The following is a 14,959-nucleotide window of genomic DNA, read 5'->3' on the forward strand; positions in this document are numbered from 1 at the left end:
TTGGTCGCTGGTTCAAGTCCAGCAGGGGCCACCAGATACAGCAAGGGCTGGCGAGAAATCGTCAGCCCTTTTTGCGTTTTGCGGCTCCTGTATAGCGCCACGTCTTATGGTGAATATGGCGACAGGCGGCTTACGCCAGCGCCTGCAGCTGTTCGCGCATATAAGCAGTAAAGTATTCTGGGTTTTTGATAATAATGCGGTTGCCAGAGGCAATTTTGTCCGCCCATCCGGCTACTTTTTGCGTGAACCCGGCACTCCACCCCTCCTTCTCACCACGGGCCGTGACCTGCGCAGCGCTGGCCGGTACACCTAGTTCATGCAAATACTTCAGGATCCCCTTAGCGGTACTTTCATCCATAGTATTCGGCACCGGTAACGATGTGTTCATACCACCAATAAAATCCAGGGCTTTATCGATTGCTGTTGGCATGCTCTTATCCTTAAAATTAACCACGTAATGAACATGTTTATAATATGGACCCAACTCCGTCGGGATATCAAAGAGATCGTTGCCTTTCTTTGATTCAGGCCCCAGCTAAACGCTTGCGTGGCGCTTTTCTGCTCGACTAATGCGGCGTTTTGCTCCCCTCCACGCCGCGCGCTCGCATCACGGTGCGATGCCCAATGAGTAAAAAGGCAGAAAAACTTCACCCTGCGCGACGGCTTACCGATAAACTCGCCTTCTTCTCGCCGTTAATCAGCAAAAAGCGATGTAAAGCCGTAAGTTAAGCAAATTAATTTCGTTCCAGTCTGGCACAGAATAAAAAAACAGAAGTTCCATAATGAAACATGCAAAAGAAAATTAATAACAAACTGTGATACAGCTAAACAATCGTTATCAAAAAACAGCCTGCGGTAATAAAAAACTCAATTAGATAGTATTTTTCTCGCTATTGACTTAATAACCTGCGGCGAGAGAATAGGCCCGCAAACAGCAGTTGAAATATGTGCCTGCGATAATTATCGCGATCCAGCCCTGGATATTAACAGGAGAGATTATGGATAAGATCAAACACATCGCCACTATCACGCTGGCGGCTGCGAAAGAAATGGCTACTGCCGTTGAGGCGAAAGCCCTTGAAATGAACGTGCCGGTGGTCTTTGCCGTTGTTGACCGCGGCGGAAATATGCTCCTGATGCAGCGTATGGATGAGGCATTTATAACCAGCTGCGATATTGCGCTCAATAAAGCCTATACGGCATGCGGCCTGCAAAAAGGCACCCATCAAATTACAGCGTTAGTCCAACCGGGCGCACCGCTATATGGATTACAACTCACCAACCAGCAGCGAATCATTCCTTTTGGCGGCGGCCTGCCAGTTATTTTTAACGAGGAAGTCATCGGCGCCGTTGGCGTGAGCGGCGGTACCGTCGAACAGGACATGTTATTAGCCGAAACGGCTCTGAATGGTTTCTCTAAATAATAAATCTAACCAGGAAGATATATTATGAGCTATCGTATGTTTGATTATCTGGTGCCAAACGTGAACTTTTTTGGTCCCAATGCTGTTTCTGTCGTCGGCGAACGCTGTAAGCTGCTGGGCGGTAAAAAAGCGCTGCTGGTCACCGATAAAGGTCTGCGGGCCATCAAAGACGGCGCGGTGGATAAAACTCTCGGCTATCTGCAGGAAGCCGGTATTGAGGTGGTGGTTTTTGATGGCGTCGAGCCAAATCCAAAAGACACCAACGTGCGCGATGGCCTGGCGGTCTTTCGTCAAGAACAGTGCGATATTATCGTCACCGTCGGCGGCGGTAGCCCTCATGACTGCGGTAAAGGGATTGGTATCGCGGCTACCCACGAAGGGGATCTTTACCGCTATGCCGGCATAGAAACCCTGACTAACCCACTGCCGCCGATCGTCGCGGTGAATACCACCGCCGGTACCGCCAGCGAAGTGACCCGCCACTGCGTACTGACCAACACCAAAACAAAAGTGAAGTTCGTTATCGTCAGCTGGCGTAACCTGCCCTCGGTCTCCATCAATGACCCGCTGCTCATGCTTGGCAAACCGGCGCCGCTGACCGCCGCAACCGGCATGGATGCGTTAACCCACGCCGTGGAGGCCTATATTTCAAAAGATGCCAACCCGGTCACCGATGCCGCCGCGATCCAGGCCATCCGCCTGATCGCCCGGAACTTGCGCCAGGCCGTCGCGCTGGGCAGCAACCTGCAAGCCCGCGAAAACATGGCCTACGCTTCCCTGCTGGCGGGAATGGCTTTCAATAACGCCAACCTCGGTTACGTTCACGCCATGGCCCATCAGCTTGGCGGCCTGTACGATATGCCGCACGGCGTGGCGAACGCGGTTCTGTTGCCGCACGTTGCGCGCTACAACCTGATCGCCAATCCGGAAAAGTTTGCCGACATCGCCGAATTTATGGGAGAAAACATCCACGGACTTTCAACCATGGACGCCGCCGAGTCGGCCATTTGCGCCATCGCCCGCCTCTCTTCCGATATCGGCATTCCGCAGCATCTGAGCGAGCTGGGAGTTAAAGAGGCTGACTTCCCCTATATGGCGGAGATGGCCTTGAAAGACGGCAACGCCTTCTCAAATCCGCGCAAGGGTAACGAGAAAGAGATTGTCGCTATCTTCCGCCAGGCTTTCTGATAGAGCGATCGCTAACGCCGCGAACAAGTACCATCGCGGCGTCAGGCTGGGTGCCCGGTTACTCCTGATTTTTATGCTTAAACTGGCCGGCATCGATATCGTACTGTTTCATTTTTCGCCACAGCGTGGTGCGGCCAATATTCAGCAGCTGCGCCATCTCTTGTACCCGCCCGCTGGTCACGCGGGCGGCATGGATGATGGCCTCTTTTTCAATGGCGCTGAAGGTCAGGCTGGCGGGCAGCAGCGAGGAACCCGCGTCGGCGCCTGGCCGCTCGGCAAAGAGATATTCCGGCAGATTACTCAAACGGATATGGCCGTTCTCGCTGCTAATGGCGATATTTTCAATCACGCTGTTCAGCTCAAAATCATTACCCGGCCAGGAGTAGGCCACCAGCTGCGCCAGCGCATCGTCATCCATCTTCAACCGCGAGGAAAAACGCTTCTCCAGACTCTTAAGACGATTGTGGACCAGCGAAGGAATACTGTTACGCCGCGCCCGCAGCGGCGGAATAACGATTTCAAAAGAGTGCAGCGCGTAGTAAAGCTGGCGACTAAATCGGTTTTGTTCCACCAGGTTGGCAAGATCGACGGTAGTGGTGGCGATGACTTTAACGTCCACCGGGATCAAACGCCGGGCATCCAGACGGGTTAATACCCCCTGCTTGATCACCTGCAACAGCGCGGACTGCAGCTCCGGCGCCAGATATTCGATTTTTTCCAGAAACAGCGTCCCGCCGTTGGCCAGCTCGAGACGGCTAAGACGCCCGTTTTCCTCGTCCGTCGGCGCGCTGCCCATAAAATCCTGCCCAAGGACGCTGTCGGCATACAGCTGGCAGTTAACCGCGATATACGGTCCGCCACCCCGCTCGCTCTCATTGTGAATCGCCTGGCTGAGCAGCTCTTTACCCACCCCTTCCTCGCCGCACAGCAGCACTGGAAAAGCGCCGCGCGCCGCCTGACGGCCAAAGTGAATTAACCGCCGGCTTTCAGGATCGTCAGCCGACATCTGCTCAAAGGTATGGCTCACTTTGCCAAGCTGGCTGGTCATCAGCTGACGCATCTGCTCGACCGGATGCAGCAGCAAGATGAAACTGTTGCCCTGCTCTTCGACGATCGGCTTGAGCGTGATGACGGCATCAACGAACTGATGCTGGCTCTCGAAGGTGACTTCCACATGGTTCAGCCCGCGCGCGTGCTTGATCGCCCGGCGCAACAGAGCCGGCAGCGTCACCAGTTCATTGATGTTTTTCCCCTGGCTGGCCTGGGCATCAAGGTGCAGCAGCGTCGCGGCCTGCACGTTCAGAAACTGCAAAATGCCCTGCTCGTTCCACGCCATCACCCCGTCATCCATGCTCTCCAGCAGACCGTACATCTGGTTAAGGTGGCGATTCGACTCGGCCAGCAGGCTATCGGTGAGCAGCGAGTTGCCCACTTCCCTGGCGATAGCCAGGGTCAGGGAGAGGTCCGGCGAAGCCTGTTCTTCCGTCAGGCAGCACAAAGAAATGGAACCGAACAGGCGCCCGTGGTTATCAAACACCGGCGTAGAGCTAAACGACCATCCGTGCAGCGCATGTTTAAAATGCTGCTCGCCCGTCGTTTTGACCGGCTGCCCGAGCATGGAGGCCAGCGAGAGCGCGCAGCTGCCGATGATGCTTTCCGCGCAATAGCTACCGTCACGAAACCCCAGCGCCGCCAGCTGGTCAAGGGTCTGCGGATCGCCGCAGCGGCTGAGAATACAGGCGGACTCATCAAGGATAAACAATGCGCAGGGGCGGTTATCCATATACTCCCAGGCATCTTCCAGCGCCGCCTGGCCAATCGTCAGCAGCGCGGTCTTACGCCGACAAATCGATTCGAAGGTCAGCCCCTGCGCCTGATGCGGCGTCTGCCAGGTTTCCCGCTGCATAAACTTACTGCAGCGATGCCACGACTGGGTTATCGCCAGGGGAAAGCTCTGAGTCTGCGCAGTCATATCCATTTCCGCTGTTACTTAAACGACAACCCCTCCGGCGGTAACCGCCAGAGGGGGATAAAACGCCCCTTCTCATTAACGAGGCGGGACAGGACGACGCTAAATTAACGCGCCAGCCACTGCTGTCCAAGCAGGTCGGCGGTCAGAATTGCCGCATGCACGCTCTGCGCGCTGACCGGGAACGGCATGTTATGGATGGTTTCGCCTTCCGCACAGGTCGCTTTTGCTACCGCCTGAATTTTCTCGTCGATGCTCTCTTTAACGCCCATTTGCGCCAGCGTGACCGGCAGGCCGACGGTATGGCAGAAGTTCAGCACCGTTTCGATCTCTTCCATCGGGCTATTTTGCAGCACCAGCTGCGCCAGGGTACCAAACGCGACTTTCTCGCCATGGTACAGGTGATGGCACTCTTCGAGGATGGTGAAACCATTGTGAATGGCGTGCGCGGCGGCCAGGCCGCTGCTTTCAAAGCCGATTCCGCTAAGGTAGGTATTCGCTTCAACGATGCGTTCCAGCGCATCGGTCACCACTCCGGCCTGAGCGGCGAGGCGGGCCTTTTCGCCTTCCGCCAGCAGCGTATCATAGCACAGGCGCGCCAGGCTCAGCGCCGCCGCCGTCGACTGGCCGCCGGCCATGCTGGTGGCTCTGGCGTCATAGCAGGCCCTGGCTTCAAACCAGGTTGAAAGCGCATCGCCCATCCCGGCCACCAGCAGGCGTACCGGGGCTTTAGCGATAATCGTCGTATCCATCACCACCATGTCCGGATTTTTCGGGTAAATAAGATACTCTTCAAATTCACCGGCTTCGGTATAAATAACCGACAACGCGCTGGTTGGCGCATCGGTGGAGGCAATCGTCGGGATCACCACCACCGGCAGCTTCTGGTAATAGCCTATCGCTTTCGCCGTATCGAGCGTCTTGCCGCCGCCGATGCCCACCACGCCGCGGCAGCCGTGCTGCTTCAGAATGGCGATCAGGCGATTGATCTCAACGTGGCTGCACTCGCCGTTGAAGCGCTCCGCATGGCAGCTGATATTGTGGCTATGCAAACCGTTCAACACTTTCTCACCCGCCAGCTTCATCACGAAGTCATCGGCAATCACGAAAAAGCTGTCCGCCAGGTTTTTAGCGTACTCGCCAAACAGCGTGGATGCATCCGGTCCCTGGAGATATTTGGCTGGAGATTGAATAACTTTTAGCATTCCGTTCACCCTCAAATAAGTGCATGTTTTGACACGATGTGCCCCGGTATTTCCCCGTCCGGCCTGGTATTAAAAGCGGGAACAAAAGCGCTACCTGAGCGATGTCATCACTGTAGGGCGAGCCGCGGGCAAAAAAATGTTTCCCCTTTTTGTCCCGATATGAAACAGGGTGCACATTTTATCGTTTCATATTGAAACATGAATTCATATGAAACGACGGGATTGCGATCTCGATCCGCTCGTTGAGCGCAAAACAAGCGGAAAAAGTGGATGAAGTACGGCGTTTTTCGCCGCTACTGGCGCCTGGAGAGGTAAAATTTTTTCTCCCCCCGCGTCTGGCAAGTATGTGAAGTGAGATGAAATAGTCGCCCTGGCTCGCATTTTTCGATTTCTCCCGGCAAAAGCGTTTCATAACGGAACAAAATTCACCGTGCGCGTTTCGTAATGAAACTCATTTTATGGCGATTTTTTTTCCCGTTAACTCAGCCAGAATCAATACATCGCCCGATATCGCATATCGACAGGCGATACCCCTACACGATGACCGCTTCCGTCAGCAGAGAGGCCGCATCGAAACTCCGATGGAGAATAAACAATGAAAAAACTGATTAACCGTGTCGAAGATGTCCTGAGTGAACAACTGGCGGGCCTGGCAAAAGCGCACCCTGAACTAACGCTGCATCATGATCCGGTCTACGTCACCCGCGCCGATGCACCGGTGGCCGGGAAAGTAGCGCTGCTTTCCGGCGGCGGCAGCGGTCATGAGCCGATGCACTGCGGATATATTGGCCTGGGCATGCTTTCCGGGGCCTGTCCGGGGGAAATTTTCACCTCCCCAACGCCGGATAAAATGTTTGAGTGCGCCATGAACATCGACGGCGGCGAAGGCGTGCTGCTGATTATTAAAAACTACACTGGCGATATTCTTAACTTTGAAACCGCCACCGAGCTGCTACACGAAAGCGGCATCAAGGTCACCACCGTGGTAGTCGATGACGATGTGGCGGTAAAAGACAGCCTCTATACCGCCGGACGGCGCGGCGTGGCCAATACCGTGCTGATTGAAAAACTGGTGGGCGCGGCCGCCGAGCGCGGCGACTCGCTGGCAGCATGCGCTGAACTGGGGCGCAAGCTTAACAACCTCGGCCACTCTATCGGCATCGCGCTGGGCGCCTGCACCGTTCCGGCCGCCGGCCAGCCCTCATTCGAACTGCAGGACGATGAGATGGAGTTCGGCGTCGGCATTCACGGCGAACCGGGCATCGACCGCCGCCGCTTCACCTCCCTCGATCGCACCGTTGACGAAATGTTCGATACTCTGCTGGAAAACGGCGCCTATAGCCGCACGCTGCGCCACTGGGACAACGTGAAGGGCGCGTGGCAGGAGATAACGCAGACCAAGCAGGCGCTGCAAAAAGGCGATCGGGTTATCGCGCTGGTCAACAACCTCGGCGCCACGCCGCTGTCCGAACTCTACGGCGTCTATAACCGTCTGACGCAGCGCTGCGAGGAAACCGGCATCGCGATCGAGCGCAATCTTATCGGCAGCTACTGTACCTCTCTGGATATGGTCGGTTTTTCCATCACCCTGTTAAAAGCCGATGACGAGACGCTGGCATTATGGGACGCCCCGGTTCACACCCCGGCGCTGAACTGGGGAAAATAAGGAGCACGACATGTCATTAAGCAGAACGCAAATCGTAGACTGGCTCTATCGCTGCGGCGATATCTTCACCAAAGAGAGCGATTTTTTGACCGGTCTGGACCGGGAGATCGGCGATGCCGACCACGGCCTGAATATGCATCGTGGGTTTAGCAAGGTGGTGGAAAAGCTGCCTTCGATTGCCGATAAAGACATTGGTTTCATTCTTAAAAATACCGGCATGACGCTGCTGTCCAACGTCGGTGGGGCCAGCGGCCCGCTGTTCGGCACCTTCTTTATCCGCGCCGCTCAGGTGACCCAGGCCCATCAGAGTCTGACCCTGGACGAGCTTTATCAAGCCATCCGCGAAGGCGCGGAAGGCGTGGTGAATCGCGGCAAAGCCGAGCCGGGCGATAAAACCATGTGCGACGTCTGGCTGCCGGTAGTGGAATCGCTGCGCCAGTCCAGCGAACAGCACCTGTCGATCCAAAGCGCTCTTGATGCTGCCTGCGAACAGGCGCAAGCCGCCGTCCAGGCCACCATCGCCATGCAGGCTCGCAAAGGGCGGGCCAGCTACCTGGGCGAACGCAGCATCGGGCACCAGGATCCGGGCGCGACCTCGGTAATGTTGATGGTTCAGATGCTGGCCGCAGCGGCCAAAGAGTAAGGAAAACGCGATGGTAAACCTGGTGATTGTTTCGCATAGCGCTCGTCTGGGCGAAGGTGTCGGAGAACTGGCCCGGCAGATGTTAATGAACGATGGCTGTAAGCTGGCGATCGCCGCCGGAATTGACGATCCCACCAGCCCGATCGGCACCGATCCCATTAAGGTTATGGAAGCCATCGAGTCCGTAGCCGACGCCGATCATATCCTGGTGATGATGGATATTGGCAGCGCCCTGCTGAGCGCCGAAACCGCGCTGGATCTCCTCGATCCGGCCATTGCGGCGAAGGTTCGCCTGTGCGCGGCGCCGCTGGTGGAAGGAACGCTGGCGGCGACGGTGAGCGCCGCCGCCGGGGCCTGCATCGACAAGGTCATCGAAGATGCCATGAACGCGCTGGAGGCAAAACGCGTACAGCTGGGATTGCCATCGCAACCGCAACACGCGGCGTTGACCGCCGCGCCGATCGACGACCGCGATGCGCGCTCGGTTTCCGTGGTGATTCAAAACCACAACGGCCTGCATGTTCGCCCGGCGTCAAAGCTGGTCGCCGCGCTGGCGGGATTCAACGCCGACCTGGTGCTGGAGAAAGGAGGTAAGTGCGTCACGCCCGACAGCCTCAACCAAATCGCCCTGCTTCAGGTGCGCCGTAACGATACCTTAAGACTGCTTGCTCGCGGGCCGGATGCCGATGCCGCGCTGGCAGCGTTCCAGGCGCTGGCGGCGGAGAATTTCGGCGAGCAAACCGAGGCGGCGTCTGCGACTCAGCCCGCCTGCGCCAATCGCGTACAGGGTAAGGTCGTACTCTATTCCCAGCCGCAGGAGAAGGTCTCACGGGAAAAAGGCGTCGCCATCGGTCAGCAGCAGCTGCGGCTAAAACGGGCCATCGATCGGACGCTGGAAGAGCTTAGCGCGCTGACGACCCTGGCGGAGGCGAAGTTTTCCGCCGACATCGCGGCCATCTTCTCCGGGCATCATACCCTGCTCGATGACCCTGATTTATACGCCGCCGCCTGCGATAGGGTGCGCGACGAGCAATGCAGCGCGGAGTGGGCGTGGCATCAGGTGCTGAACGATTTAAGCCAACAATATCGTCATCTCGACGATCCTTACCTACAGGCGCGCTATATTGATATTGAAGATATTTTGCACCGCACGCTGCGTCACCTTAACGGGAGCAACGAAGTACTACCGCAGTTTGACGGCCCCTCGATCCTCGTGGCCGACGATATTTTTCCTTCTACCGTCCTGCAGCTCGATGCGGATCGGGTGAAGGGGATCTGTCTGCAGGCCGGCAGTGAACTCTCTCACGGCGCCATTATCGCCCGTCAGGCGGGTATCGCGATGCTTTGCCAGCAGAGCGATGTCCTGACCACGCTACAAAAGGGGGAGACCGTCATCCTTGATATTCCCGGCAAGCGCGTGATTCGCGCCTAGCCTGCTCTAACCTTCTCGCCCCGGAGGCTGTCCCCTCCGGGAACTCGCTTAACTTTCAGGATCCGTTATGTCTCAATTCTTTTTTAATCAGCGCGCCAACCTCGTCAATGAAGTGATTGAAGGAACCATTATCGCCAGCCCGTGGAATAACCTGGCGCGGCTGGAAAGCGATCCCGCCATTCGCGTGGTGGTGCGTCGCGATCTCGACAAAAACAACGTGGCGGTGATCTCCGGCGGCGGTTCCGGTCACGAACCGGCCCACGCGGGCTTTGTCGGTAAAGGCATGCTGACCGCCGCCGTCTGCGGCGATCTTTTTGCCTCGCCGAGCGTCGATGCGGTGCTGACCGCCATCCAGGCCGTGACCGGCGATGCCGGTTGCCTGCTGATCGTCAAGAACTACACCGGCGATCGTCTGAACTTCGGCCTCGCCGCGGAGAAAGCGCGCCGCATGGGCTATAACGTCGAAATGCTGATCGTTGGCGATGATATTTCGCTGCCGGATAACAAACACCCGCGCGGTATTGCCGGGACGATTCTGGTGCATAAAGTGGCCGGCTACTTCGCCGAACGCGGCCAAAATCTGGCGACCGTGCTGCGTGAAGCGCAGTATGCCGCCAGACACACCTTCAGCCTCGGTCTGGCCCTTTCCAGCTGTCACCTGCCGCAGGATGCGGAAACGACTCCGCGCCATCATCCGGATCAGGCCGAACTGGGGATGGGGATCCACGGCGAACCGGGCGCTTCGGTTATCGCCACGCAGAACAGTGCGGAAATCGTTACGCTGATGGTAGAGAAGCTCAGCGCCGCCCTGCCGGAAACCGGCCGCCTGGCGGTGATGATCAATAATCTCGGCGGCGTATCGATTGCCGAAATGGCAATTTTGACCCGCGAGCTGGCCAATACCCCGCTGCATCAGCGAATTGACTGGCTGATAGGCCCGGCGTCGCTGGTCACCGCGCTGGATATGAAAGGCTTTTCCCTCACCGCCATCGTGCTGGAAGAGAGCATTGAGAAAGCGCTGCTCTCCGCGGTCGAAACCGCCGGCTGGCAGACGCCAGTGCAGCCGCGCGCAATCAGCGTGATGCCCTCGTCGCTGCGCAGTACGCGGGTGGAGTTTACGCCCTCGGAGAATAGCGAGGTTGCAGGCTACGTAGAGCGGGTGACCGGTACGCTATCCGATCTGGAAGCGGACCTCAATGCGCTGGATGCGAAGGTTGGCGACGGCGATACTGGCTCCACCTTTGCCGCTGGCGCACGCGATATCGCCGACTTACTTCAGCGCCGTCAGCTGCCGCTGGCTAACCTCGCCACGCTGTTCGCCCTGATTGGCGAGCGTCTGACGGTTGTGATGGGCGGTTCCAGCGGCGTGCTGATGTCGATTTTCTTTACCGCCGCCGGGCAGAAGCTGGAACAGGGGGCAAGCGTCGCCGAAGCGCTAAACGCCGGTCTGGCACAGATGAAGTTTTACGGCGGTGCCGACGAAGGCGACCGAACCATGATTGACGCCCTGCAACCGGCGCTGGCGGCGCTGCTGGCCGAACCGGAAAATCTGCAGGCCGCTTTCGCGGCGGCGCAGGCGGGCGCGGATCGTACGCTTCACGCCAGCAAAGCAGGTGCAGGACGCGCATCGTACCTGAACAGCGATAGTCTGCGCGGCAATATGGACCCCGGAGCCCACGCGGTGGCCATGGTGTTTAAAGCGCTGGCGCAGAAATAGTCTCTCTGGCACCGCCCCTGCTCCCGGGGGCGGCGCTTAACGCGCCTTGCCCGGGCTACAGGTTCACCGCCGTCTGCGGGCCGGTCGCCCCATGGTTCACCGCCGTCTGCAGGTCTGGTAGCCCGGGTCAGGCGCCAGCCGCAACCCGGGTTTTCTCCCGCGCTTACTTGCTGTGCCAGTAGGCCTGCGAACGCACCAGCTGCGGGTCAATCTCCGGACCTTCAAAACGCGCCAGCAGTGATTTCACCACCGCGCCTTCCCCGGTCACCCAGATAAAATAATCTTCGGTTGGAACCACAACCTGCGCCAGACGCTCGGCCACGGCAGAGGAGTGATGTCCCACCACCCACTCAATATTGAAGCCATCGAGATCGGCCAGGTAATCTTGATAAGACTCATCGCCAATGGTGACGATCGCCGTGACCTGCGGGCGCGTCGGAAGCTGCCGCAATCCCAGCAGACGGCGGCGCAGCGCGGGCATGCCTGACTCATCGGTCACATACAGTTGCCAGACGTAATCTTCCGGCACCACCAGCGAACCGCGCGGGCCGCCGATGACCAGCTTATCACCCGGTTTCGCCGCCAGCGCCCAGCTGCTGGCTATACCGCCATCGTGAATAAAAAAGTCGTACGCCAGCTCATGACGGTCGGCGTCGTAAAGCGGCGTATAATCGCGGGTCGCCGGACGTACGCCTTCGCCCCAGTTAATGCCTTCATCCGTCACCTCCGGCGGCGTAAACGCAGCACCCGCAGTGGGGAAAAAAAGCTTGGTATGGTCGTCGAAACCCTGGGAGACAAAGCCTTCCAGCGCCTCTCCGCCCAGCACGATACGCTGGAATGCGCTGCCGATACGCTCGACGCGCAATACGGTTAACTCACGGAAACGCAGCTCATTACGCACGCGCTGCGGGTATTTAGGATTCCTGCTCGTTGTCATCTTTCATCGCCTTGGTGAACGGAATAGATATATCTAAAAATATTGCAAATGATAATGATTGCCATTAAAAAAGAATGCAAGCACTTTTTGATATAGCCATAGTAAAACGCCACAAAAGTCAAAAAATAGAATTAAATCTCTAATTATCAACTATATAAAAAATAAATCTGCCACAAGGTTGCGACTTGAGTATTTTTAGATATAAATTAGATATATCAAAAAACTCAAAGGAAAAAATCATGAGAGATCATCACGAAGAAGGCCGTGGGCCACGCGGACGCCACGGCGAACATGGCGAACACGGTCGCAGAGGCGGCGGACGCCGGCAGCGCTTCTTTGGCCATGGCGAGCTGCGCCTGGTCATTCTGGACATCCTCACCCGTAATGCCAGCCACGGTTACGAACTGATTAAAGAGATCGAAACCATGACCCAGGGCAACTACAGTCCCAGCCCCGGCGTCATCTACCCGACGCTCGATTTACTCCAGGATCAGGGATTAATCAGCGTGGCTGACGAAAACGGTCGCAAAAAAATCGCCATCACCGCCGAAGGCAGCCAGCTGCACGCGGAAAACCAGCAGCCGCTGGAGCAGATTCAGGCCAGACTGCAGGCGCGAATGGTGGGTTGTGAGCTACGTAAAAACCCGCAGATGAAGCGCGCGCTGGAGAATTTTAAGGCGGTACTGGATTTAAAAGTTAACCAGCAGGAAATAACCGAAGCGCAGCTAAAGCAGATTGTCGGCGTGATTGACCGCGCGGCGATGGAGATCTCCCAGCTCGACTAATCCTTTGCCTCATTATCGGGCAGCCTGCACCGCCGCGAAGCACGCGGCGGTAGCCCTTCAGCGCATCGTTTTACGCCTTCAGGAGTAAAACATGCCAATAAAATTTTGCTCAATTGCGATTTCACGTTGCGTTTATCCCGTTTTTCCTGGCCCGCGCCGAAGTGGCGTAATCCCTGCAATACTTAATTCAGTATCATGTGATACGCCCCGCCCAGGAGCATATTTTGAACAGGTTACCTTCAAGCGCATCGGCTCTGGCCTGCAGCGCACACGCACTGAATCTTATTGAGAAGCGAACGCTCGATCATGAAGAGATGAAATCACTTAACCAGGAGGTCAGGGAATACTTTAAAGAGCATGTGAATCCGGGGTTTTTAGCGTATCGAAAATCGGTCACTGCTGGCGGGGATTACGGAGCCGTAGAGTGGCAAGCGGGAGGATTAAATACGCTTGTCGACACTCAGGGACAGGAGTTTATTGACTGCCTGGGTGGGTTTGGGATTTTTAATGTAGGGCACCGTAATCCAGTTGTCGTTTCCGCCGTCGAAAATCAGCTCGCTAAACAACCCCTTCATAGTCAGGAACTGCTGGACCCGCTGCGGGCCATGCTGGCTAAAACCCTGGCGGCCTTAACGCCGGGCAAACTGAAATACAGCTTCTTTAGCAACAGCGGTACCGAGTCGGTCGAAGCGGCGTTAAAGCTGGCGAAGGCCTACCAGTCTCCGCGCGGCAAGTTTACCTTCGTCGCCACCAGCGGCGCGTTTCACGGTAAGTCGCTGGGCGCGCTTTCAGCCACTGCGAAATCCACTTTCCGTAAGCCCTTTATGCCCCTGCTGCCGGGATTCCGTCATGTACCTTTTGGCGATATCAATGCGATGCGCACGCTGCTGAGCGAGTGCCAAAAGACCGGCGATGACGTCGCGGCGGTGATCCTTGAGCCTATTCAGGGCGAAGGCGGGGTGATTCTGCCGCCGCCGGGCTATCTGCCCGCGGTACGCAAGCTGTGCGACGAGTTTGGCGCGCTGCTGATCCTCGATGAAGTCCAAACCGGCATGGGGCGCACCGGCAAGATGTTCGCCTGCGAGCACGAAAACGTTCAGCCGGATATTCTGTGCCTTGCCAAAGCGCTGGGTGGCGGCGTCATGCCAATTGGCGCCACGGTCGCCACCGAAGAGGTGTTCTCGGTACTGTTCGATAACCCGTTCCTGCATACCACCACGTTTGGCGGCAACCCGCTGGCCTGCGCGGCGGCGCTGGCGACCATTAACGTACTGCTGACGCAAAACCTGCCCGCGCAGGCGGAGCAGAAAGGCGATATGCTGCTGGACGGCTTCCGTCAGCTGGCCCGCGAATATCCGGATCTGGTGAATGACGTGCGCGGCAAAGGTATGCTGATGGCGATTGAGTTTATTGATAACGAAATCGGCTATGACTTTGCCAGCGAAATGTTTCGCCAGCGCGTGCTGGTGGCCGGAACGCTCAACAACGCAAGAACGATTCGCGTTGAGCCGCCGCTGACGCTGACCCCTGAGCAGTGTGAACAGGTGCTAAAAGCGGCCCGCCTGGCGCTGGCGGCGCTGCGGGTTTCGGTGGAAGAGGCGTAATGGCTTGCCCTCTCCCGCTCCGGGAGAGGGCGTTTGCTATACGACGCGCACACCCGCAGGCATCGCTCTTTCCGGCGTAAGCAGTACGCTTTCGCCGCCATCGTCGGTTTCGGCGCATAACAGCATGCACTCCGACGTTTCACCGCGCATTTTGGCTTTCGCCAGATTGCACAGGACCACGACCGTTTTTCCCAGCAACTCTTCTTCTCGGTAATAGGGCACCAGGCTGGTCACCGTCTGCAAGGTGCGCTCGCCAACGTCAATCCGCGCGATATAGAGCTTATCGGCATTCTCATGTCGTTTTACAGCTACAATTTTTCCCGTACGCATTTCCAGTCTGGCAAAATCATCATAAAGCACCGTTTCCATCTTGCACCCCTCAGGTAAAA

The 14,959-nt window shown here is 57.1% G+C and carries 13 protein-coding genes; 8 read left to right on the top strand and 5 right to left on the bottom strand.

The window, feature by feature from the left end; translation table 11 throughout:
• Positions 1-130 precede the first annotated feature (130 nt).
• On the bottom strand, positions 131-454 hold the full coding sequence (locus HMPREF3178_RS19025) for a DUF1889 family protein (protein WP_071530277.1): 324 nt from the start codon (positions 452-454) through the stop codon (positions 131-133).
• A gap of 544 nt (positions 455-998) precedes the next feature.
• Between HMPREF3178_RS19025 and HMPREF3178_RS19030 the strand changes: the two genes are divergently transcribed.
• Both HMPREF3178_RS19030 and dhaT read left to right on the top strand, forming a co-directional pair.
• Positions 999-1,424: a GlcG/HbpS family heme-binding protein gene (locus tag HMPREF3178_RS19030; RefSeq protein WP_017145401.1), complete on the top strand. Its 426-nt coding sequence runs from the start codon at positions 999-1,001 to the stop codon at positions 1,422-1,424.
• Positions 1,425-1,448: 24 nt separating this feature from the next.
• Entirely contained in the window at positions 1,449-2,612 is a 1,164-nt protein-coding gene (dhaT, locus tag HMPREF3178_RS19035) for a 1,3-propanediol dehydrogenase (RefSeq protein WP_017145400.1), read from the top strand.
• A 58-nt stretch (positions 2,613-2,670) separates the two neighbouring features.
• Here dhaT and dhaR read toward each other — a convergent pair whose 3' ends face one another.
• Both dhaR and HMPREF3178_RS19045 read right to left on the bottom strand, forming a co-directional pair.
• Complete coding sequence (dhaR, locus tag HMPREF3178_RS19040) at positions 2,671-4,584, bottom strand: dihydroxyacetone kinase operon transcriptional regulator DhaR (protein WP_029496780.1); 1,914 nt, start codon at positions 4,582-4,584, stop codon at positions 2,671-2,673.
• 104 nt (positions 4,585-4,688) lie between these two features.
• Positions 4,689-5,786: a glycerol dehydrogenase gene (locus HMPREF3178_RS19045; protein WP_017145398.1), complete on the bottom strand. Its 1,098-nt coding sequence runs from the start codon at positions 5,784-5,786 to the stop codon at positions 4,689-4,691.
• Between the two features lie 595 nt (positions 5,787-6,381).
• Between HMPREF3178_RS19045 and dhaK the strand changes: the two genes are divergently transcribed.
• The 4 genes from dhaK to HMPREF3178_RS19065 all read left to right on the top strand — a co-directional run bounded on the left by dhaK (position 6,382) and on the right by HMPREF3178_RS19065 (position 11,244).
• The gene (gene dhaK / locus HMPREF3178_RS19050) at positions 6,382-7,452 is read left to right on the top strand and encodes a dihydroxyacetone kinase subunit DhaK (RefSeq protein ID WP_017145397.1); all 1,071 of its coding nucleotides are present in this window, start codon (positions 6,382-6,384) and stop codon (positions 7,450-7,452) included.
• A gap of 10 nt (positions 7,453-7,462) precedes the next feature.
• Positions 7,463-8,095, top strand: a complete 633-nt coding sequence (gene dhaL / locus HMPREF3178_RS19055; RefSeq protein WP_004115682.1) for a dihydroxyacetone kinase subunit DhaL — start codon at positions 7,463-7,465, stop codon at positions 8,093-8,095.
• Positions 8,096-8,105: 10 nt separating this feature from the next.
• Positions 8,106-9,527: a dihydroxyacetone kinase phosphoryl donor subunit DhaM gene (gene dhaM / locus HMPREF3178_RS19060; protein WP_017145396.1), complete on the top strand. Its 1,422-nt coding sequence runs from the start codon at positions 8,106-8,108 to the stop codon at positions 9,525-9,527.
• Between the two features lie 67 nt (positions 9,528-9,594).
• The gene (locus tag HMPREF3178_RS19065) at positions 9,595-11,244 is read left to right on the top strand and encodes a glycerone kinase (protein WP_017145395.1); all 1,650 of its coding nucleotides are present in this window, start codon (positions 9,595-9,597) and stop codon (positions 11,242-11,244) included.
• Positions 11,245-11,407: 163 nt separating this feature from the next.
• Here HMPREF3178_RS19065 and HMPREF3178_RS19070 read toward each other — a convergent pair whose 3' ends face one another.
• Positions 11,408-12,181: a siderophore-interacting protein gene (locus tag HMPREF3178_RS19070; protein WP_017145394.1), complete on the bottom strand. Its 774-nt coding sequence runs from the start codon at positions 12,179-12,181 to the stop codon at positions 11,408-11,410.
• Positions 12,182-12,420: 239 nt separating this feature from the next.
• Between HMPREF3178_RS19070 and HMPREF3178_RS19075 the strand changes: the two genes are divergently transcribed.
• Together HMPREF3178_RS19075 and ygjG are read left to right on the top strand one after the other, a co-directional pair.
• Positions 12,421-12,966 (top strand): PadR family transcriptional regulator, encoded by a 546-nt coding sequence (locus HMPREF3178_RS19075; protein ID WP_004105928.1) that lies wholly within the window; start codon positions 12,421-12,423, stop codon positions 12,964-12,966.
• 224 nt (positions 12,967-13,190) lie between these two features.
• Complete coding sequence (gene ygjG / locus HMPREF3178_RS19080) at positions 13,191-14,570, top strand: putrescine aminotransferase (protein ID WP_004105929.1); 1,380 nt, start codon at positions 13,191-13,193, stop codon at positions 14,568-14,570.
• 36 nt (positions 14,571-14,606) lie between these two features.
• On the opposite strand, the gene HMPREF3178_RS19085 is transcribed toward ygjG, so the two are convergent.
• A complete protein-coding gene (locus HMPREF3178_RS19085) occupies positions 14,607-14,939 on the bottom strand; it encodes a tRNA-binding protein (RefSeq protein ID WP_004105930.1) in 333 nt (110 codons plus the stop codon).
• Positions 14,940-14,959: the final 20 nt, after the last annotated feature.

Origin of the sequence: Klebsiella sp. HMSC09D12 (genome assembly GCF_001808475.1) — a bacterium.
Lineage (GTDB): Bacteria > Pseudomonadota > Gammaproteobacteria > Enterobacterales > Enterobacteriaceae > Klebsiella > Klebsiella oxytoca.

What these genes read in the sequence shown, in the direction of transcription:
- HMPREF3178_RS19045 (WP_017145398.1), bottom strand. Translation starts at nt 5,786, where the DNA reads ATGCTAAAAGTTATTCAATCTCCAGCCAAATATCTCCAGGGACCGGAT.
- dhaK (WP_017145397.1), top strand. Translation starts at nt 6,382, where the DNA reads ATGAAAAAACTGATTAACCGTGTCGAAGATGTCCTGAGTGAACAACTG.
- dhaR (WP_029496780.1), bottom strand. Translation starts at nt 4,584, where the DNA reads ATGACTGCGCAGACTCAGAGCTTTCCCCTGGCGATAACCCAGTCGTGG.
- dhaL (WP_004115682.1), top strand. Translation starts at nt 7,463, where the DNA reads ATGTCATTAAGCAGAACGCAAATCGTAGACTGGCTCTATCGCTGCGGC.
- HMPREF3178_RS19070 (WP_017145394.1), bottom strand. Translation starts at nt 12,181, where the DNA reads ATGACAACGAGCAGGAATCCTAAATACCCGCAGCGCGTGCGTAATGAG.
- HMPREF3178_RS19075 (WP_004105928.1), top strand. Translation starts at nt 12,421, where the DNA reads ATGAGAGATCATCACGAAGAAGGCCGTGGGCCACGCGGACGCCACGGC.
- HMPREF3178_RS19030 (WP_017145401.1), top strand. Translation starts at nt 999, where the DNA reads ATGGATAAGATCAAACACATCGCCACTATCACGCTGGCGGCTGCGAAA.
- HMPREF3178_RS19065 (WP_017145395.1), top strand. Translation starts at nt 9,595, where the DNA reads ATGTCTCAATTCTTTTTTAATCAGCGCGCCAACCTCGTCAATGAAGTG.
- HMPREF3178_RS19085 (WP_004105930.1), bottom strand. Translation starts at nt 14,939, where the DNA reads ATGGAAACGGTGCTTTATGATGATTTTGCCAGACTGGAAATGCGTACG.
- dhaT (WP_017145400.1), top strand. Translation starts at nt 1,449, where the DNA reads ATGAGCTATCGTATGTTTGATTATCTGGTGCCAAACGTGAACTTTTTT.
- dhaM (WP_017145396.1), top strand. Translation starts at nt 8,106, where the DNA reads ATGGTAAACCTGGTGATTGTTTCGCATAGCGCTCGTCTGGGCGAAGGT.